The organism is Stieleria tagensis (genome assembly GCF_024129865.1).
Taxonomy (GTDB): domain Bacteria; phylum Planctomycetota; class Planctomycetia; order Pirellulales; family Pirellulaceae; genus Stieleria; species Stieleria tagensis.
The window spans coordinates 20,679-40,894 of record NZ_JAMYFE010000021.1 but is presented as its reverse complement, the minus strand read 5'-3'; the positions used below and the strand labels follow the sequence as shown (position 1 = coordinate 40,894).

Here is a 20,216-nt window from a genome sequence, read left to right as displayed (position 1 = left end):
GCAAAATGAGAAAACGCTGGCTGGGCGATGCGGGGAAGTTTAGTCGGATCGGCAAGTTTGATGCGATAGCGAAACGGCTACCGGCACACAATCAACCCCGGTTCAAAGTAGACTGATGCAATCCCACCATCACACGCTTGTGATTTTCTCGCCCGAGGTTCATTGATGAGACGACGTGCCCGTCTTACCCCCATCGGCCAGACGCAATCTGGCCGTACATCGCCGTTTGCAACGCCATGGCGGTTGCGTCAGCTTGCATCTGGCATGCTGCTGTTGTTGGCGGCAGGTTGGACCGCCCCCCGGGTTGACGCCGCTGACCCGAGCTACAACCGCGACATCCGTCCCATTTTGGCAGACCTCTGTTTCGCATGTCATGGAACCGACGCCGAATCACGCGCGGCTGATCTGCGGTTGGACCAACGAGACGCTGCGATCGAGGGTGCCGCAATCGTTCCCGGGGATCCGGAAGCGAGTGAAATGATTGCTCGAATTCAAAGCGACGACCCGGAGGTGGTGATGCCCCCACCGCATTCCAAAAAAGTGGTCAGCCCGCAGCAGCGGGAAACATTGAACCGCTGGATTGCATCTGGGGCAGAGTACCAGCGTCACTGGTCGTTGGTACCGGCGACGATCCAATCACCTGCACCGGTTGCGAATCAAGATTGGCGAAAGAATCCGATCGATGATTACGTCGCCGCAAAACTGGCGTCAATTGATCTCCAACCGGCCGCCGAAGCTGAACCCGACGTCTTGTTTCGCCGCTTGCATCTAGACGTCACCGGATTGCCTCCCTCCCCAGCCGATCGCGAGGCGTTTGTCAGTGACTATGCGCGCGACGGCGAGCCAGCGTACCTGCAGTGGATCGATCGCTTGATGGATCGACCAACCTGGGGCGAACACCGCGGTCGATACTGGTTGGACGCCGCTCGGTACGGGGACACTCACGGGTTACATTTTGATAATTATCGCGAGATGTGGCCGTATCGTGATTGGGTGATCAAAGCGTTCAACCGCAATCAACCTTTCGATCGTTTTATCATCGAACAAATCGCCGGGGATCTATTGGACAGCCCCACGGAATCGCAGCTGATCGCGACCGGATTTCAACGATGCAATATCACGACCAATGAAGGCGGCACGATCGACGAAGAAAATTTGGCAAATTATGCGGCCGACCGCGTGCAAACGTTTGGCTGGGTCTTTCTGGGGCTGACTACCAACTGTGCCCAATGTCACGACCACAAATTTGATCCGATCACACAAAAAGACTACTACTCGTTGGCCGCGTTTTTCGGCAATACGACGCAGCGTGCCAAAGACGGCAACCGTGCCGACGGTCTGGGACCAATCCTGGCGGTACCGACAGATGCCGACCGTCCCCGCTGGGAAGCGTTGCCGCAGGAAATCGCCGCTGCAATCGCCGCGCGCGACGGCTATCCAGACACCGCCAAAGCATCGATCGATGCATGGGCCGCTGCCGTTGATTTGAACGAATTGGATCAGTTGGTCCCAACGGCCGGACTGGTCGCCCATTTGCCACTCGATGAAGGTCACGGGAATGATCTCCGCAGTGACGGGCAATTGGACGTGACCTTTCATTTAGACCACAAATTGGTTTGGAAATCGTCCGCGGATCACGCCCCCACTCCGGTGATCCAAGACGGTCAACCGATTGAACTGGGGCCGATCGGAAATGTCGCCCCTGGTACCGCGTTCTCCTTTTCGGCCTGGATCAACGCGCCGGAATCCGGTGGTGAAAGCTTCATTGCCAAAATGGCTGCCGGCCCCGGTCACCGCGGTTGGGATTTGTTTCGCCAGGGCAATGCGTTGGCCGTGCATTTGGTTGATCATTGGCCCGACAATGCCTTGAAAGCCACGACAGAGAAACAGGTGCTGAAACCGGGACACTGGCAACACGTTGCGGTGACCTACGACGGGTCGGGCAAAACGGCTGGGATCACGATCTATCTGGATGGAATTCCACAATCGCTAACCACACAAACAGAAACACTTCAACCCGGCGCGACATTGGTCAACGATGTCGCCCTGCAATTAGGCGCCCGAGACACTGGGAAAGCCATGGTCGGCATGGGGATCGGCGATTTTCGTTTCTATCGCCGCAAGCTTTCCAGTTCCGACGTTGGTCGACTGCTCCACGTTCAAGAGATTCGACGTTTGATCACCGCGCGAGATGCCGGTTCAAAATGGAGTGCCAAAGACCGCAAACAGGTCGACCAATTTTACTTGGTGGCTGTCGACGATCACTATTACACACTGGTCCAGTCCGTTCAAACCTTGCAGCAAGAACGAGAGGCGATTGAAGCACGCAGCCCGATCACACACATCCAGCGCGAACGCATGGATTCACCAGCGACGGCGCACATCTTGATGCGTGGCCAGTATGACCAGCCGGGTGATCAAGTCGCCGCAGCGACCCCGGCGGCACTGCATCCGATGGACCCGCGTGATCCCAAAAATCGGCTCGGTCTAGCACGATGGCTAGTCGATCCGGCGAATCCGCTAACCATGCGTGTTACCGTGAATCGATTCTGGCAACAAGTATTTGGCCGTGGACTGGTTCCGACCAGCGAAGACTTTGGCGTGACCGGCATGTTGCCTTCGAACCCTGAATTGCTGGATTACCTGGCAGTGGATTTTCAGCAACACGGATACGACGTCAAACGTTTTTTCAAACGACTGTTCCAAAGCGCCGCCTATCGACAGGCCGCGATCACCACCCCTGAAAAGTTGCTGGGCGACCGTGACAACGCGTTGCTTTCACGTGGCCCGCGATTTCGGATGGATGCCGAAATGGTTCGCGACCAAGCACTCGCCGCCAGCGGATTACTGTCGCACCAGATGTATGGTCCTGGTGTACGGCCCTATCAACCGACTGATATTTGGAACATCGTCGGACTGCCGGGAAGTGACACGCGCGAGTACAAACAAGACGATGGCGAAGGCTTGTATCGGCGAACGCTTTACAGTTTTTGGAAACGCATGGCACCGCCGCCGAACATGGATGCGCTGAATGCCCCCAGTCGCGAGGTCTGTGTGGTTCGTCGCGAACGGACCAACACGCCGCTGCAAGCGTTGGTCACCCTGAACGATCCTCAGTTCGTCGAAGCCGCTCGATTCCTGGCCCAATCGGTGCTCGCCGAAACGCCAGAGTCGGGATCAACCGACCGCGACCTACGGATCGCGACCACCATCGCGCGGCGCGTGTTGTGTCGTGAGATCAATGCCGTGGAAACCGAGATCCTGCTGACCAGCTTGGGTGAGTTCCGCAACCATTATCTGGCACATCCCGATGACGCAGAACAACTGATTGCCGTCGGCCAGAGCGACAGACCCAAATCAATCGATGCGGCCCAATTAGCGGCATGGACATTGGTGTGTAATCAAATCATGAATCTAGACGAGGTCGTTTGCAAATGAGTGGTTTCAATCACATGACTGGAGCCGGTCTGCAATCGCGGCGACAATTCTTCACCGACGGCAGCCACTTGCTAGGCGGTGCCGCCATCGGTTCGCTACTCGGTGGTGCGTGGAGCGATTCATTGGCGCTGGGGGCGGGCCATCCGTCCGGAGCGATACCAACGCATTTCGCGCCACGGGCCAAACGAGTCATCTACTTGCACATGGTTGGCGGTCCGTCACAAATGGATCTGTTCGACTACAAACCCGGCATGGCAGACTGGTATGACAAAGACCTGCCTGAATCGATTCGCAATGGCCAGCGGTTGACGACGATGACCAGTGGTCAATCACGGTTTCCGATTTCACCGAGTAAATACAAGTTCCAGCAGTTCGGTGACTGTGGGATGTGGATGAACAAAGAACTGTTGCCACACCTATCCAAAATGGCAGACGAAATCTGCTGGATGCGGTCGTTGCATACCGAAGCGATCAACCATGAACCGGCGATCGCCGCCATGCAAACCGGCAATCAAGTCACCGGTCGCCCCTGCCTGGGTTCCTGGGCATCGTACGGACTGGGGTCGATGAACGATAACCTTCCGGCGTTTGTGGTGTTGGTCGCCGTCCCCAGCAATCGTGAACAAGAACAGGCCATTTCGGCGCGGCTTTGGAGTGCGGGCTATTTGCCCGGTGAACACGCTGGCGTTTCCTTTCGCAGCAAAGGGGATCCGATTCTGTTTATCAATAATCCGCCCGGAGTTCCCGATGCGCTCCGCCGCCGCTCGATCGAGCAGCTAAACCAAATCAACCAACTGGGATACCAACGTTTGGGCGATCCAGAAACGCAAACTCGGATTCAGCAATATGAAATGGCATTCCGGATGCAAGCCAGTGTGCCCGAGTTGACGGATTTGGCCAGCGAACCGGAACACACTTTCGAGTTGTACGGCGACGATGCCAAGAAGCCAGGGACATTTGCCAACACTGCGTTGATGGCCAGACGACTGTCCGAGCGTGGTGTTCGCTTTGTCCAAGTCTATCACAACAACTGGGATCACCATAGCAACGTCTCGGGCCGATTGCCCAGCCAATGCAAGGACATCGATCAGCCCTGCTATGCGTTGCTGGAAGATTTAAAACAACGCGGCATGCTGGACGACACACTGGTGATTTGGGGCGGTGAATTCGGCCGCACAATCTATACCCAAGGCAAGTTGTCACGCGACAACTATGGTCGGGATCATCATCCACGTTGTTTCACAATGTGGATGGCCGGTGGCGGAGCCAAGGGAGGAGCCATCTACGGTGAAACCGATGAATTCAGCTACAACATCGTCAAAGACCCGATCCACATTCGCGATTTCCATGCGACGGTGTTGAACCTACTGGGGTTCGATCACGAGCGATTCAGCTATAAATTTCAAGGGCTGGATCAAAAACTGACCGGCGTCGAACCGGCTCACGTGATCCACGACCTGATCGGCTAAGCGGTCACCGTTTTAGGAACTGCACGACAACATCGAACATCCCGCGCGGTGACGCGCCCACTCGGGACGCTTCTCGGCAAAGGCCTGTTTGCCGGGTTGTTCCTGGTAAGGATTGCGGAGCACGTCTAGCAATTCGCTGATACCGCTGTGGTCGCCTTGCTCGCTACGATCGATTGCCAACTGTGCCAAGTAGTTCCGCAGCACGTACAGCGGGTTCACACGATTCATGCGTTGTCGTCGCCGATCGTCGCTGATCGATTCACTGCGAATGCGCTCTCGATAGCGATCGAACCACTCGTTGGTCGCCTGGCGCACTTGGTCGTTGATTTCATCGGGTTGGTAATAGGCGTCGGACAATTGATCACACACCGAATCAACCGCGTCGTCGCAGGACACATCGGCCAGTCGCCGATAGAACAACGTCATATCGGTTTCGGCCAGTTGCAGCACATCCAGCAAGTCCGAAAACAGCTTTTTGTCGTCTTCGCCACGAAATTTGCCCAACCCCAATTTTGCTGCCATCATGCTATGCCAGCCTTCGTCGAAGGTTGCCACATAATGCCGCAGCCCGGGCTGCAGTTGATCGACGTCATTGTCCACCAGCGGCAAAATGGCACCGGCGAACTGGACTAAGTTCCATTGCGCGATTTGCGGTTGATAGCTGTAGCGATAGCGTCGGCCCTGGGCATCCGTTGTATTGGGAGTCCAATTCGGATCGTAATCTTCCAGCCATCCGTAGGGGCCGTAATCGATCGTCAGCCCCAAGATCGAGAGGTTGTCCGTATTCATCACACCATGAACGAATCCAACTCGCATCCAGTGCACCATCAGTTCCGCCGTCCGCTGACAGACTTCGGCGAACCATTCCGCGTAGACTTCCGGTGAGGGCGGACCAAGATGGGGAAAGTCATTGCGGATCGTAAAATCGACCAGTTTGCGCAGCGTCTCGAACTCATCACGACTGGCAAAAATCTGGAAGCTGCCCAGTCGTACAAACGAAGGAGCGACTCGGCAGACGACGGCGCCGGGTTCTTGTTTCGCGTTCCCGTCGTAGAACATGTCACGCGTTACCGAATCGCCGGTTAACACCAAACTCAGTGCTCGTGTCGTGGGCACGCCCAAGTGATGCATCGCTTCGCTACAAAGAAATTCACGCACGCTGCTGCGGAGAACCGCCAGCCCATCTGCGAATCGGGAATAGGGCGTCGGCCCGGCGCCTTTTAACTGCAAGGTGTAATGGCGACCGTCCGCAGCAGTCACTTCGGTCAAATTGATCGCGCGTCCGTCACCGAGCTGTCCGGCCCAGTTGCCAAATTGATGCCCGCCATAACACATCGCAAAGGGATCCATCGACGGATGCACCGCGTTGCCGCTGAATACCTCGGCGAATTGTTGTGATTCGAGCAGGGCCGGTGGAATGCCCAATTGCTCGGCCACTTCCGCCGAATAGGCGATCAGTTTTGGACTCGCGACCGGTTTGGGGTGGACGCGGGAATAGCAAGCGTTGTGAACCTGACGGGTGGTGTTTGACGATTCCGGATCGGCTGGCAACTCACGCGTGAAACGGTTGTCGAAGCACAACGAATACCAATCGTCGATCCACTCGGGTGCAGACATGGTTGTCAAAATTGGGGTTGTTAGAAACCCAGAAACTTTTCCAGGCCTGAATTGAGTTGTTCCATTCCCGATCCAAGTTGCTTTTGGATCAATCCGTCCAGACGATCCTGAACGACTTCGGCCGTGGCTTGCGTTCCCAACTGCGTCACCATGTTTCGCAGCGCCGACGAATCGAGTGTGGGACGCGTCAGTGTACCAGTGATCGGAAAGGTGAGCGTTTGGCCAGCCAGACTTTTCAGGTCACTGCCCAACCACCGCGCGTCCAAGGGGACTTGCGCCACCAATTGTATTTGCGAGTCCAGTCCGACCCGACCGCTGGTCATGACTTCCGCGCGATCGATCTGGAAGTACATTCGTTGGTGCGAGACGACGGCGTTTTCAAACGCAAATTCAACACTTTGCGCCGGCATCTCGATCCAGGTCTGTTGTTCCGCCGGCGCCACTTCGGCACCGGTCAGTCGAGCCAACGATTTGATTTGGTCCACGCCTTGGATCAACTGCCGAGCCAGCGGCCCCGACGACAAATGCATCTCTTGAACATCCAATGAACCGCGAATTGTGCTGGTGGACGGGTTGTCGATCACGATCAACGCATCGGCGAACTCTGCGGACACGATGCCATCGATCTGGGTGGACCCGGCGGCCAGTGGCGCCAGGTATTGCAACCAAGTCGTTGCGGCGGCGGGCGTGATTCGCAGCGATTCGATTTTAGCCCCCTGGTCCAAACGAATGGTCATGGGGCCGGACGCATAGTTGATTTCAGCTGCAAACCGAGCCTGGCCGGCTTCCGGGCTGACTTCGGACGATGGTCCGGTCGCTGACTGTCCGGTTGCTGACTGGGCCGCGGAGATGGAGATCAGCGGAATGGTGGTTTTGGCGATCTTGATTTGATTTTCGGTGATTCGGCAGGGGAGCACACACTTGCCCATTCGAATTCCCGCGACGTCGCATTGATCCCATCCCAATTCGCCAGTCGCTGTGATCGTCATCGGTCGGTCGGCAGGCGAAACAATGGTCAGCTCGATCGGTGTTTCATGAATCCCGGTGGCATAGATTGGTGTGCCGATCAGTGTGGAGAGACGCTCGGCAACCCGATTCATCTGCCACGTTGCCGTGCCCTTCAAATCCGCGCGTACGTTCTGCGGACTCGATTGAATCAGGCCCGAGAGGGTGCCGGACAGGGCGTCGTTACTGAACGCCAGCCCTTGCAATGTGATCATGCCACTGTCCGTCTCGTATTCGATCGGACCTTCGATCTGCAGTTGCGGTTCCATCCAAATCGGGTCGGTTTGACTGAGGTTCCCTGACCGTCGCATGCTTTGACTGAACGTCGGCTGATCCTGAGGACCAAATGCAGTGACCGAGGTGCCCGGCGGGACGGGGTAGTGATGGGTGGGCGGATAGAGTGCCAAGTTTGTTGCCGCTGCGGAGGAATCAATTCTCCAATGGTCCGCTTTCCTGGTGATCGTGGCTTTGCCTTTGCAATGCCCGCCGACGCGATAGGGTTCCTGTTGCACTGCGCGGTAACCGACCGGCCGAATTGCAGCCACGGTACGAGCCCGTGCCACGGTCGCACCCATGCTTTTTTGCAAGCGTTCCAAATCGGCTTCCCAAGCCACATCGAGTTGTGTTTTTTCAGGGCTGACCTCTCCTTGGACGGCCAGCGAGATGGCTTGGCCGGCGACCGTGCATTGCTGCGTCGAAAAGTTGCCGCTGGGCCAATCCAAAACGCCTTCGAAGCGAACCTTCAGCGTCGGTTGGCTGTACCAGTTGCCGCGGTAGGCGAACCGGGGCTGGCTGAGATCAAAGTCGGCGCTGGTCAATGTGCCCTGTGACCGACTGAGAGTCGCAATGGCGGTTCCCGTCACCCGGCCTTCGGCATCATGAAAAAATTCGGGTAACCAGGGACGCAGGGATTCGCTGAGATTCTCCAGTCGGCCGTCGGTGGTCAGATGGATCGGATACATCGAATCCGCCGTGGGATTGTTCACCGGTGCGGTCAGTTGCGCGCTGGCGGAAACGCCGCTGCTGTGCATCACCACTTCTGCGGCAGAAAGCTGCTGCAATGCTTTTCCGTTCCAACGGCCTTTGGCCGAAAGCTCGCCTTGCACGATCGCCCGTTTGAATCGGTGGCCGCCAGGCAGCGTGACCATCAGATTTTTGGCTTCGCCTTGGCCGGAGAGCCCCCAGATATCAATGCTTGATTTTGCATCCTGTGAAACGCTCCACTTCACCTGGCCGCCGGCGGTGCCCCCGAGCGACGATTCAGACAAATTGATCACCGGTCGCAGCATCGAATACAGCCGGCCGAAATCAATTTGTAGATCCGCCGTGCCATCTTGCAGGGATCCACTGCCCGATGCCTTGGCAAACGAACTGCTTAAATCGAATCGTTCGGCGCGCAGGGTTCCCTGGTCGTCGGCAACCGTGGCGGTCAACTCGATCGGTTCAATGGCGACCATGCGACCGTCGGCCCGAGCGCGAATCGCATCGCTGCTGAATTTCAACCGACTGCGTCGGGACGCGTTCGATCCGGTGCGATTGGAGTTTTCGATGATGCCGTGCGCGCGGCCTGACACCAATGTGGTTTCGCTGCGCAGCGGCAGCAATCCGGGCATCGCGCGATCCAATGCTGCCAAGTCGACATCCAGTCGTGCTTGACCATCGAGCGCTTGCAACCAGCTGATCGGATTGTCGTGTGATCCGGTCAATGAAATCGTTGTCGGGAACGAACCATCAAGCGTCGCCGATGCAAAATCGGTGGTCACCTCCAGCCCATAGCCGAACAACCAGCCGTCGGAAATCGCGAATCGGCCGTCAAGTGTTGCCAATTGATTTCCCCACTGTTTGGCAGGGGCGTCGGGCTGGGGGTCGTGAACGGTTTGCAAATTGCGGATACGAAGGTTTCCCAGCTCGGCTTTGACCGAACCATCCAACGCGCCAGAGAGCTGCAAATGACCGGTCGTGTCTCCCGAAAACCCATCCGGCATCGCATTGACAGCGCCGGCAAAACGGCGGGAGACCAGATTCATGACCGACAGCGGGAATGATTCCGTGTCGACCGTTAACTCCCACAGTCGCGAACCATCATCGCCGGGTTTCCCCGCGCTGACGGTCGTGATTGTTTCGCTATCCGGTTTGGTTGACTGCGAATTGGGTTGCCAGACAAATTTGCTTTGAATGGCGCCGTCGCTGCCGCCCGGAGCGTTGACCACGCCGGCGACATCGCCCGAAATCTGCGTGCCATCCAGATTGATATTGAGATTGGATTGATTCAGCGTCCAGGACTGATCGGTTACCGAATCGGTCACAGTGGCCCCGGCGTCTTGGACTTGGATGATCGCCCGCAGTGATGAATCGGTCGAATCATTTGGGGTCAGCAGTTCTGCCAAGTCCGATTCAACCGACGAGTGGCCCGGTGAAACCCTGCAACTGAAATCGACACCGCGCAGCGAAACTTCACCAATTTTGGCGGGGTCAAATCGCAACAGATTCATCACCGTCAGCGCGGTGCCCGTGCGATCAATTTGAATTCTGGTTTCTCCGGACTGGCCGACCAATTCCAATTGGTTGATCGACAGCGGAGTGATCCATCCAACATCAATCGAGCCGGCACTGGCCGTCCATCCGTAGCGCTGTGCGGTCGATGCCAACAGAGACTTGGCGATTCCCGATCGGCTGACCAGACTGGGTGCAGCCAAAATCAGCAGGCCGACCATCCCGAGCGCGGCCAGCAACATCTGATAGTAGCGGCGCGAGCGATTTTCACGTCGTCGGCGCGTCGTATCGAGTTGCGTTCGCGCAATGTCATCCAGCAAATACTTGTCGGTCTTCACGGTCACATCCTTGTGCCAGCCGCACGATCATCCATCCCTTACACACAGCGGCGCCACCGCAGATGGAGATGGGTATCCGTCACACCCAGGTAGCGCTGTCGGTGAGCCTACAAAGAATTGCGGCGTCGGCGCAAGATCAGTCTGCTGCTCAACTTCCGCTTTCTGCCTGCCGTTTTGCAAGCAACGGCATGAGCACGACCGTAGCGGATCCCGCCAAGGGTTCCGTCGGCTCGAGGGGCGTGCTGGGGAGATCTGAACCGTGGCCGGTCCAGCTACGGTTGGCCGCGACCGTAGCGGATCCCGCCAAGGGTTCCGTCGGCTGGGGGGCGTGTTGGGAAGGTCTGAACCGTGGCCGGTTCAGCTACGGTTGGTTGCGACTGTAGCGGATCCCGCCAAGGGTTCCGTCGGCTGGGGGGCGTCTTGGGGAGATCTGAACCGTGGCCGGTCCAGCTACGGTTGGTTGGGACCGTAGCGGATCCCGCTAAGGGTTCCGTCGGCTGGGGGGCGTGCTGGGAAGGTCTGAACCGTGGCCGGTCCAGCTACGGTTGGTTGCGATCGTAGCGGATCCCGCCAAGGGTTCCGTCGGCTGGGGGGCGTGCTGGGAAGGTCTGAACCGTGGCCGGTTCAGCTACGGTTGGTTGCGACCGTAGCGGATCCCGCCAAGGGTTCCGTCGGCTGGGGGGCGTGCTGGGGGAGGTCTGAACCGTGGCCGGTCCAGCTACGGTTGGCCGCGACCGTAGCGGATCCCGCCAAGGGTTCCGTCGGCTCGAGGGGCGTGCTGGGGAGATCTGAACCGTGGCCGGTCCAGCTACGGTTGGCCGCGACCGTAGCGGATCCCGCCAAGGGTTCCGTCGGCTGGGGGGCGTGCTGGGGAGGTCTGAACCGTGGCCGGTTCAGCTACTTGAAGCACCCCCATTTCATCTTTCGACGATGCTTAGACCGTTTTCCAAGACCGGTCTTTGGCACTTTCCAGGACGGCGTCACAGACCTTTTGAGTCTCCAGCGCGGTGCGGAAACTGGGCTCGATCGGTTCGCCGGTTTCCAGCGATTTGAGCAGATCGGCGACTTGGTGGATGAAGGTGTGTTCGTAGCCGATGTTCAAACCCGGAACCCACCAATTGCCCATGTAGGGCTGGTCGCCGTCGCTAACGTGGACGCTGCGCCAACCGCGAACGATCGAATCATCGCTGTGGTCGAAGTATTCCAGGCGATGCAGATCGTGCAAGTCCCAGCGGATCGAGGCATGTTCGCCGTTGATCTCCAGTGTGTACAGCGCTTTGTGTCCGCGGGCGTAACGGGTCGATTCAAACAGACCCAACGATCCGTTGGTGAAGTGACAGTGGAACATGCAAGCGTCGTCAATGGTGACGGCTTGTTTGGCACCGGTTTCGGCATGCGTCCGTTCCTTGATGAACGTTTCGGTGACGGCGGAAACATCTTGGATGTCACCGTTCAACCAGAGTGCGGTGTCGATACAGTGTGCCAGCAAGTCGCCGGTCACGCCGCTGCCGGCCGCTTCGGCATCCAAACGCCACGTCGCCGCGCCACCTTGGGGAACGTCTTCGTTGATCGTCCAGTCTTGCAGGAAGTTGGCGCGGTAATGAAAGATCCGTCCCAACCGACCTTCGTCGATCAATTGCTTCGCCAGGCTAACCGCGGGAACCCGTCGGTAGTTGTACCAGACCATGTTGACGACGCCGGCTTTCTCAACCGCCGCGCACATCTCTTCCCCATCGGCGGTGCTCATCGCGATCGGTTTTTCGCACAACACCATTTTGCCGGCTTCGGCGGCCGCAATCGAAATCTCTTTGTGCAAATTGTTGGGCGTGCAAATATCGATTGCGTCGATGTCGTCCCGTTTGAGCAATTCACGCCAATCGGTTTCGATCGATTCGTAGCCCCATTGATCGGCAAACGCTTGCGCTTTGTCCTTGTTCCGCGCGCAGACGGCTTTCAGGACAGGCTTGTACTCGAGGTCAAAGAAATGGTTGGCTTGGGAGTAACCGTTGCTATGGGTTCGTCCCATGAATCCATAGCCGACCATACCGATGTTGAGAGGTTTCATGTTGATTCGCAAGGTTCAATTGGTGGGGAGAAAAAGACAAGTTTGACGGACCTGACTACAGCGACTGATCGACTTTGATCATCGTGTCCAAGATCGTGTTCCAGGTCGCCGGGTTTTCCAGCGTCGCGTTGGGGAACATGCAGCCGTCCCAGCAGATGTGTTCAATGCCGCGTTGATCGGCATCTTTCAGCCAGTAACCGGCACATTTGACGATGTCCAATTTTCCGTTGGGATCATCGGCCGGACAATGCTTTCCAGTTTTGTCGTGGTCACCAGCGCCGTGGACTTCGCCGTCGTTTTGGGCGACGTGAAAGTCGATCGTCCAGGGACGCAATTTATCCGTCATCTTTTCGTAGGCCGCGTAGAAGGCTTCGTCGCTATCGCCTTCCTTGATCAGCGCATGCTCGGGCGCGTTGTATCCCATCAGATACAGATAGGTGTGCGCCAGGTCAGCCTGGAAACCCAGCGACTGTGGCATCCCCACTTCTTCCAACAGATCCAGCATGTCTTTCCAACTGTGCATGCCGGCCCAGCAGATTTCGCCTTCGGCGGCGAGTCGCTGGCCATGATCGGCTGCAATCTTGGCGGCTTCACGAAACGTCTGAGCGATTTTCTTGGTATTGGCCTGAGAATCTTCACGCCATTTTTCAACGCCAAACTCGGCGCTGTCGATGCGAATCACGCCGTACTTGCGGACGCCGTGATCATCAAAAATGCCGGCGACACGACAAGCCATTTTGACGGCCGACAAGAATTTGTCGGTTTGCTCTTTGTCGCCCATCGCCGAATCGCCGATCGTGCCCGGCCAGACCGGGGCCACCAGTGAACCGACATTGAAGCCTTTGGATTGAATCAGATCCGCGATGCCACGCAGGTCTGCGTCGCTAGCTTCCGGGTCGGTGTGGGGCAGAAACAGAAAGTAATCGATGCCGTCAAACTTGCGCCCGTCGACTTCGGCGGCCGCGGTCAGGTCCAGCATCTTTTCCAAACTGATCGGCGGCTCTTGATCGGGGCCGTCACCTTTGCCGACCAGACCGGGCCACATTGCGTTGTGCAGTTTCATTGTTCGTAGCGACTTGAATTCAGAAGGTTGGGGGAAATCTCAACGACAGGACGCGATGCACTAGGATCCGGCTTTGGGCAGATCGTCGTGGGTGTCTGGACCAAAGTAGCGCAAGCCCACCAGGGGCTCGCTGCCGAGGTTTTCGATTTCCACTCCGCCGGTCGCGGCGACGTGAGAAATGAAGACTTCATCGGTTGTGTTTTCGCCGAAGCGAATCATGGCCGGTGTTTGCAATTCCAGCGCGCCCATTCGTCCTCGACCTTGTACGGTGATCCAACTGCTGGCACCGGGGTCTTTCAACGTGCACTTGGCACCGGGGGCCAGCGTCAGTTCTTTTGCGCTGAACAGTTGCTGTCCATCAACGGTGCCGTAAACGATCCACTTGTCGATGCAACCATCGCCCGATCGTTTTTCATCGACGATCGGTTCCAAGAAGTTGCTCTGCTTGAAATGGGTGTCGACATTTTTGTCCCAGTCCAATTGGCCGACGATGAAATCCAGGTCTTGGTGTTTTTCCTCGGGCATGTCTTTGACCAACAACTCCCATGGCACATAGCGACCTTCGACGATCGATTGGTACATGCCAAACACGTCGCTGCCCCATTGGGGTTCGTAGGTGCACAGTGAACCGGGGGCATGCAAAACGCCCGGCGGGATCAGCCAACCGGTGCCGCGTTGCAATCGGTACGCGCGGCTGAGATCCAGAATGCCGTTGTCGCCCTCGTTCCAGTTTTCCAAACAACGGCGGACGTCTTCGGGCTGGGTGCCCGGTTCCAGGCCCATGAATGTGTAGGCAAAATTGTTGTCAACGTTGTTCAATTGTGGCGGAAAGTAATAGCTTTCCGGTTTGCCCTCTTGGCCCACCAGCGCGGCGTCTTCGAACGACTGGTGCATGTGGTGGGGGATCGGGCCCATGTTGTCAAAGAATTTGCTGTACACCGGCCAGCGGTCGTACTTGCTATAGATCGCTTGGCCGACGATGTCGTTACCCCGTTCTGCGATCGCCTCTTTGAGCATAAACTTCTTGCCTTCGAACAAGCAAAAACTTTGGCCTTCGTGCCAAACTCGGCCATCGTTGGCGGCGTCGGTCGTGCTGCCGAACCAGCGTTCGTCGATTCCACCGCGGTCGGCGCCAAAACGGTAGTAATCACCGGGGTGCAATTTGATCCGGCGACCGGGATGCAGAAACGAACGGGGAACCCAAGTCGGCGTCAAACGCAGCAAACCGCCACCGGCGTCCAACGCCGAATCCAAGAGAGAGGCGACCGAATCACCTTGAATCAGTCCGTCGTCGAGCTTCACATTCGTCATGGATGGATTTATGGTTGGAAGTGATTTTTAATGTTTTGGGGCGGGATGTCCGCCCGCATGTTGTATTGACTGGAGCGCCGGGCGGCAAGAATGGCCGCTGGGTTCCAGGCCGTCACACAGCAAAGAAAATGGGTTTAGGAAAAACGGATGGCTAGAACGACAATCGCCCGCAGCCTGGCGGATTCGCTGCAAAACGTCGCCTGGGACGAGAGCTCGCCGCTGACGGTCTCGCTGGAGTCCGCTCGTGGCGAAATTCAAACTCGGCATGGACGTTTCGTCGGCGGACGGGCCGACGGTGTCGAAATCGTTCGTATCGACACCGGAGCCGTGGTCGTCCACGTTTTACCGACTCGCGGGATGGCGATTTGGAAGATCGAACACGGCCCGGTTCGCTTCGGCTGGGACTCGCCGGTCGACGGCCCGGTGCACCCGTCTCTGGTACCGATCCACGACCCCAGTGGTCTGGGGTGGCTGGAAGGATTCGACGAATTGCTGGTGCGCTGCGGGCTGGAAAGCAACGGGGCGCCGGAACACGACGACCATGGTCGGTTGGCGTATCCGCTGCACGGCCGGATCGGCAATATGCCGGCAGATGGTCTGGAAATCGAATACGACGAAGTGACCGGGCGATTGGAGTTGATCGGTTATTTTCGCGAAAGCCGACTGTTCTTTTCCAACTTTCGGCTCCGCAGTCGCGTTCGAGTGCACGCCGGCAGCCCGGTCGTCGACGTATTGGACGACGTCACCAACGACGGCTCGCAGCCCGCCACGATGCAGTTGCTGTACCACATCAATGTCGGTGCGCCGGTGCTGGAAAACGGTTCTTCGCTGGTGATGCCGATCGATGAATTGGCACCCAAAGACAAACTGTCGGCCGAGGAAATCGATGCTTGGAACGAATACTCCGACCCACAAAGTGGCTATGCCGAGCGAGTTTATTTTGCCAAATTGCTCGCCGATGAAGCCAATTTGACAACCGCGATGTTGCAGAATGCGGACGCCAGCAAAGCGCTCGCCGTCACCTATTCGGTGAAAAGCTTGCCACGATTCGTGGTCTGGAAAAACACCGCCGATCGCGCCGATGGCTACGTCACCGGGCTGGAACCGGCCACCAACTATCCCAATCAGCGCTCGTTCGAAGCGTCACAGCAGCGGGTGGTCCAGCTGCAACCGGAGCAGACCGCGTCGTTTCGCATCACCTTGAACCCGATGACCGACGCGGAATCGGTCGCTACCGTGCAAGAAAAAATTGACAAGCTGACCGCCGACCATTCGCCCAATATCCACCGCGTCCCCCGCCCCGGCTGGACACCGGGCGCCTGAGCGCCGCTGTGAATGGATTTGCCCGATCGACCTGGGCTTTGAAGATGCCCACACAGGCAAGAGCCAACCGCCCTGCCCGGTCGCATAGACGACCGACCCCGCGCGCGGACTGTTGATTCAGTAGCCGGACGCGCAAGTTTTGAAGTTGCGCTTTCGCCTGGAGCATTGGTTTTTGGTAACCCGACGCGTCAGCAAGGGATCCCGTCAACACCCAAAATCCCTCGCTCACGCGTCGGGTTGTGATGAAAAGCGCTGGCTTCTAAACGCACGCGGTGGGGTAGAAGTCGTGACGGCTGCCGCGGTCGGGCGATTTGATAGCATCATCGGGTGATGAGATGACTTGACGCCGACAGGCAGAATGTCGTATCGCGATGGGATGATGCGATTTAGTCTCCCCACGTTTTTTCTTTCCAGCTTCACGGCGCTTACCGCGGTGTTGCTGTGCGGCTGCAAAATGGGTGTGCCGATTCACGTTTGGTCGCCCCCGGCGCTACAGTCGACGGTGGGAAAGTCGGTGATGATTCCCGACATCACCGGGCCCAGCGAGGTTGCCGATTCGATCCATGAAAAATTGTTGCAGGCAGCGCCGACCGATTCGGGCCGCGCCACTCAATTGTTGTCCGCCGATGACGTGAAACGAACCGTCGATCCGCTAGCCGCTGGCGGAGTCGCATTGGTGTCCTACGACGACGCCGACCAAAGTGATTTGGCGTTGATCAACACAGCCCGACAACAGGGCATCGATTTCATCTTGCGCGGCGAGATTCTTCCCCAACGTGGGCTGAGCTCGACCGACCAAGCCGACCAGCGAATTGCCGTTTCCTGGCGATTGCTACCGGTGCAGCAGGATGGCGGTGACCAACCCAACGGAAAACCGGTCGTCGTGAATCTAAAATCCGCCCTCGAGCGCTATCCCGATCTGGGACTGGCCGAATCGGCCGAGATGGTGTTGCAATCCGCGGTGGTGCGTGACACGTTGCCACTGATCACACCCTCGGTGCAGCGCGAGCGAGTGCTATTGGAGATCCCGTATCTGACGCCCGGCAGCAAAGCGATTCGACGCGGCAACGCGTTAGCATTGGCCGGACGCTGGCAAGAAGCAGAAGCGGTCTGGAGAGAAGTCCGAGACCGTTATGCATTTTCGTCCGTCGCGGTCCACAACCTATCGCTGGCCGCGGTCGCCAATCAGGATTTCTCCCGGGCACGAAAATTGGCCAGCAAGGCGGTGCGAATGAAACCGTCGAAATTGCACCAGCAAACTTTGGTGTGGGTCGAACGGGAGCAACGTGCCTATCACGAATCGTTCGGCTTACCCGATCCACCCGAGGGCTGGGTGATCACACGAGCCCACTAACGCGCGCTCACCTAACGTTCCAACCCGTTGGAGTTCACGCTTCAGCGTGTCCGGCTTTATGCCCGATCAAGTCGCGCTGGTGTGGATCGCTTTACACATCTGGCAGTTTTAGCTGGTGCTTGTTCTTTTCGTAGAACTTGGTGATGTCCAATGACGATCGGCGTTCCTCTTCCATCAATTGAATGCGGGCTTCGAGTCGTTCGATGCGCCGCGCCATCTGAGGGATGATTTCTTGAGCGTGGTCGACCGGTAGCGGTTTGGGGACGGGGGGATAACCAAGATGACGTTGTAGAGCGCTAAACAGGTACAGCGGGTCTTTGCGTCGATTGGCCAATGCGATTCGGCCTTCTTTGTCACCGAACAGGAACGGACCTTTGCCGTCGGCGGATTGCCCGGCCTGTTCCAATTTGTAGCGATAGTGCTCGCTGGCCAAAAACAGCAGGTCGGCAAAATCGACCAACCCGACCTGGGCTCTCAAACCCAGGATCCAGCTGCTCCATTGGCTGTCATAGATCGGGTCACCGCTGATCGCCGTCAGCCCCTGATCGTAGCTCAGGCGATTGCGACAGAGGACTTCGAATTGAAACAGAAACATCCCAGCGGTGGTCGCATCCTTGATCCGATACTTGGCTTCGGACTCCATGATTTGCAACGCACGGTTCATTGTGAACCGCCCTGTATCACTTTCACTCCGGTCGATCAGAAAGGTTTGAAAGGGGGTGAAGTAGTGTCCCAGTTGATGCATCGCCGGACCCAACAGTCCAGAGTGCTTGACCTCGGTCAACATGTACTCCATCGCCATCGGCAATTTCGTTGTCGCCAAGACTTCGTGCCGCAGCTGTTCCAACAATTCCTGGATCGGGAATTCACCGCCGCCACGTTCGTGCAGCAATTGGAACAAATGTGCCTGTTCGATGTATTCCTCGCGGTCCAGCAGTGCACCGCAAGAATCGGTACCACGGGAACGGGAATCAGGGGAAGCGTTTCGGGCAGAAGAGTTGGTTCGCATACTCAATAGCGTACCAGCGAAACGCTCTGGCAGGTCTCGTGAACGAGGCGGGCGATCCCATCAACCGGTGTATTTGCCGATCACGATGCAGGCGTTGTGGCCGCCAAAGCCAAAGCTGTTGCTCATCGCCAAATTGACTTCACGGGACTTGGCGGTGTTGGGCGTGTAATCCAGGTCACAGGCCGGATCGGGGTCATCCAGGTTGATGGTCGGCGGGATCGTTGATGTCTCGATGGTCTTGCACAGGATGGCGCCTTCGATGCCGCCGCTGGCGCCCAGCGAATGGCCCATCGAGGATTTGGTGCTGCTGACGCTGGTTTTATAGGCAGCATCGCCGAACACGCGTTTGATCGCGGTGGTTTCTGCTTTATCGCCCAGCGGCGTACTGGTGCCGTGGGCGTTGATGTAATCGATCTGCGACGGTTCCACTTCGGCATCGGCCAATGCAGCGGTCATCGCGGCCGCAGCACCGGTGCCTTCGGGATCGGGCGCGGTGATGTGGCTGGCGTCACTGGTGGTGCCATAGCCGAGCACTTCGCCGTAGATTTTTGCGCCGCGTTTTTTAGCGTGCTCGAGTTCTTCAAAGATCAATACTCCGGCGCCTTCGCCGAGCACGAAACCGTCGCGACCGGCATCAAACGGTCGGCTGGCGGCTTGGGGGTCGTCATTGCGCGACGACAGGGCCTTCATGTTTTGGAAGGCGGCCAATCCCATTCGCGTCAGTGCTGCTTCGCTACCGCCGGTGATGACCAGGTCGGTTTCGTTCAAGCGAATACTGCGGAGGGCATCACCCATCGCGTTGGTCGCGCTGGCACAGGCGGTGGCGACGGCATAGTTGGGGCCTTTCAATCCGTAGGTGATCGAAATATTGCCGCCGGCGGCGTTGACCATCATCTTTGGCACCGTGAACGGGCTAACGCGATCGGGGCCTTTGAACAGCATCCGTTCGATCTGGTTCTCGATTTCGATCAGACCGCCGATGCCGCTGCCCAGGATCACGCCACAACGCGTGCGGTCGAGCGATTCAAAGTCGACGCCGGAGTCGACGACGGCTTGGTGGCCGGCATGCACGGCGAATTGGGTGAATCGATCCAGACGCTTGGCTTCGCGCGGTTCGGCGACACCGTCCAGACTGAAATCGGTGATTTCACCGGCAAAGTGAATCTTGTATTTGGAGGTATCGATCAACGAGATCTGTCCGATTCCGCTTTCGCCAGCCAACAGGCGGTCCCAAGTGGTGGGCACATCCAAGGCCAGAGGGGTCACCATGCCGATGCCTGTGATCACGACACGGCGATCACCTTTCATGATGTGAGGCTGAGCTGGAGGGGTTGATGAACCTGCGGTCATCGCAATGCCTTGGCGGTACGTTCAATAAGGGCGAAGCTGCGAAACACCGCTGCCAATGCAGGGCGTCGCTGGAATAGTCGACACGGCCCGTGGGACCGGCGTTTTGAAGTTGCATGCTGATCACAACCCGATGCGTCACGCAAAACCGCAACTTCAAAGGGCTGGCGTGCGTGACAGAAAAAATGCCGCCCACAAGCAAACCAGGGGGCGGCAATGCATAATAATTATGTCGAAACGGCACCACTTGGTGACACACACTTGAGGCAATTGCGACAGGGTGTGCCGGTGGCAGAGCGATTCATTTCGGCCGGGCGGTGTAGGCCAAGCCGGGGTGAAAGGAACATCACAGGCTTACGACTCGAATCGAGTCGAATGACGGCG

11 protein-coding genes are annotated in these 20,216 nt (G+C 57.6%); 4 read left to right on the top strand and 7 right to left on the bottom strand.

Translation table 11 applies throughout. From position 1 onward, the window contains the following. Positions 1–165: 165 nt before the first annotated feature. Both NHH03_RS03500 and NHH03_RS03495 read left to right on the top strand, forming a co-directional pair. The gene (locus NHH03_RS03500; RefSeq protein ID WP_253154356.1) at positions 166–3,438 is read left to right on the top strand and encodes a DUF1553 domain-containing protein; all 3,273 of its coding nucleotides are present in this window, start codon (positions 166–168) and stop codon (positions 3,436–3,438) included. Next, positions 3,435–4,907, top strand: coding sequence for a DUF1501 domain-containing protein (locus NHH03_RS03495; RefSeq protein WP_253154355.1), 1,473 nt, complete (start codon positions 3,435–3,437; stop codon positions 4,905–4,907). Before NHH03_RS03500 ends, NHH03_RS03495 begins: the two co-directional genes overlap by 4 nt. A gap of 12 nt (positions 4,908–4,919) precedes the next feature. On the opposite strand, the gene NHH03_RS03490 is transcribed toward NHH03_RS03495, so the two are convergent. The 5 genes from NHH03_RS03490 to NHH03_RS03470 all read right to left on the bottom strand — a co-directional run bounded on the left by NHH03_RS03490 (position 4,920) and on the right by NHH03_RS03470 (position 14,799). Next, positions 4,920–6,524 (bottom strand): protein adenylyltransferase SelO, encoded by a 1,605-nt coding sequence (locus NHH03_RS03490; RefSeq protein ID WP_253154354.1) that lies wholly within the window; start codon positions 6,522–6,524, stop codon positions 4,920–4,922. A 20-nt stretch (positions 6,525–6,544) separates the two neighbouring features. Continuing rightward, positions 6,545–10,360: a hypothetical protein gene (locus NHH03_RS03485; protein WP_253154353.1), complete on the bottom strand. Its 3,816-nt coding sequence runs from the start codon at positions 10,358–10,360 to the stop codon at positions 6,545–6,547. A gap of 934 nt (positions 10,361–11,294) precedes the next feature. Further along, positions 11,295–12,425 (bottom strand): Gfo/Idh/MocA family protein, encoded by a 1,131-nt coding sequence (locus tag NHH03_RS03480; protein ID WP_253154352.1) that lies wholly within the window; start codon positions 12,423–12,425, stop codon positions 11,295–11,297. Positions 12,426–12,480: 55 nt separating this feature from the next. Beyond that, entirely contained in the window at positions 12,481–13,488 is a 1,008-nt protein-coding gene (locus tag NHH03_RS03475) for a sugar phosphate isomerase/epimerase family protein (RefSeq protein WP_253154351.1), read from the bottom strand. Positions 13,489–13,548: 60 nt separating this feature from the next. Next, a complete protein-coding gene (locus NHH03_RS03470) occupies positions 13,549–14,799 on the bottom strand; it encodes a hypothetical protein (RefSeq protein ID WP_253154350.1) in 1,251 nt (416 codons plus the stop codon). A 147-nt stretch (positions 14,800–14,946) separates the two neighbouring features. Between NHH03_RS03470 and NHH03_RS03465 the strand changes: the two genes are divergently transcribed. Then, positions 14,947–16,122 carry an aldose 1-epimerase family protein gene (locus NHH03_RS03465; RefSeq protein WP_253154349.1) on the top strand — a complete coding sequence of 392 codons (1,176 nt, stop codon included), beginning with the start codon at positions 14,947–14,949 and terminating at the stop codon, positions 16,120–16,122. A 358-nt stretch (positions 16,123–16,480) separates the two neighbouring features. Then, a complete protein-coding gene (locus tag NHH03_RS03460) occupies positions 16,481–17,476 on the top strand; it encodes a tetratricopeptide repeat protein (RefSeq protein WP_253154348.1) in 996 nt (331 codons plus the stop codon). 91 nt (positions 17,477–17,567) lie between these two features. Here the strand turns inward: NHH03_RS03460 and NHH03_RS03455 are convergent, their stop codons facing one another. Together NHH03_RS03455 and fabF are read right to left on the bottom strand one after the other, a co-directional pair. After that, a complete protein-coding gene (locus tag NHH03_RS03455; RefSeq protein WP_253154385.1) occupies positions 17,568–18,413 on the bottom strand; it encodes a hypothetical protein in 846 nt (281 codons plus the stop codon). Positions 18,414–18,545: 132 nt separating this feature from the next. Next, positions 18,546–19,835, bottom strand: a complete 1,290-nt coding sequence (fabF, locus tag NHH03_RS03450; protein WP_253154347.1) for a beta-ketoacyl-ACP synthase II — start codon at positions 19,833–19,835, stop codon at positions 18,546–18,548. Positions 19,836–20,216: the final 381 nt, after the last annotated feature.

Coding starts and splice junctions, on each gene's coding strand:
- NHH03_RS03465 (WP_253154349.1), top strand. CDS start 14,947: ATGGCTAGAACGACAATCGCCCGCAGCCTGGCGGATTCGCTGCAAAAC.
- NHH03_RS03490 (WP_253154354.1), bottom strand. CDS start 6,524: ATGTCTGCACCCGAGTGGATCGACGATTGGTATTCGTTGTGCTTCGAC.
- NHH03_RS03500 (WP_253154356.1), top strand. CDS start 166: ATGAGACGACGTGCCCGTCTTACCCCCATCGGCCAGACGCAATCTGGC.
- NHH03_RS03475 (WP_253154351.1), bottom strand. CDS start 13,488: ATGAAACTGCACAACGCAATGTGGCCCGGTCTGGTCGGCAAAGGTGAC.
- fabF (WP_253154347.1), bottom strand. CDS start 19,835: ATGACCGCAGGTTCATCAACCCCTCCAGCTCAGCCTCACATCATGAAA.
- NHH03_RS03460 (WP_253154348.1), top strand. CDS start 16,481: ATGTCGTATCGCGATGGGATGATGCGATTTAGTCTCCCCACGTTTTTT.
- NHH03_RS03480 (WP_253154352.1), bottom strand. CDS start 12,425: ATGAAACCTCTCAACATCGGTATGGTCGGCTATGGATTCATGGGACGA.
- NHH03_RS03470 (WP_253154350.1), bottom strand. CDS start 14,799: ATGACGAATGTGAAGCTCGACGACGGACTGATTCAAGGTGATTCGGTC.
- NHH03_RS03495 (WP_253154355.1), top strand. CDS start 3,435: ATGAGTGGTTTCAATCACATGACTGGAGCCGGTCTGCAATCGCGGCGA.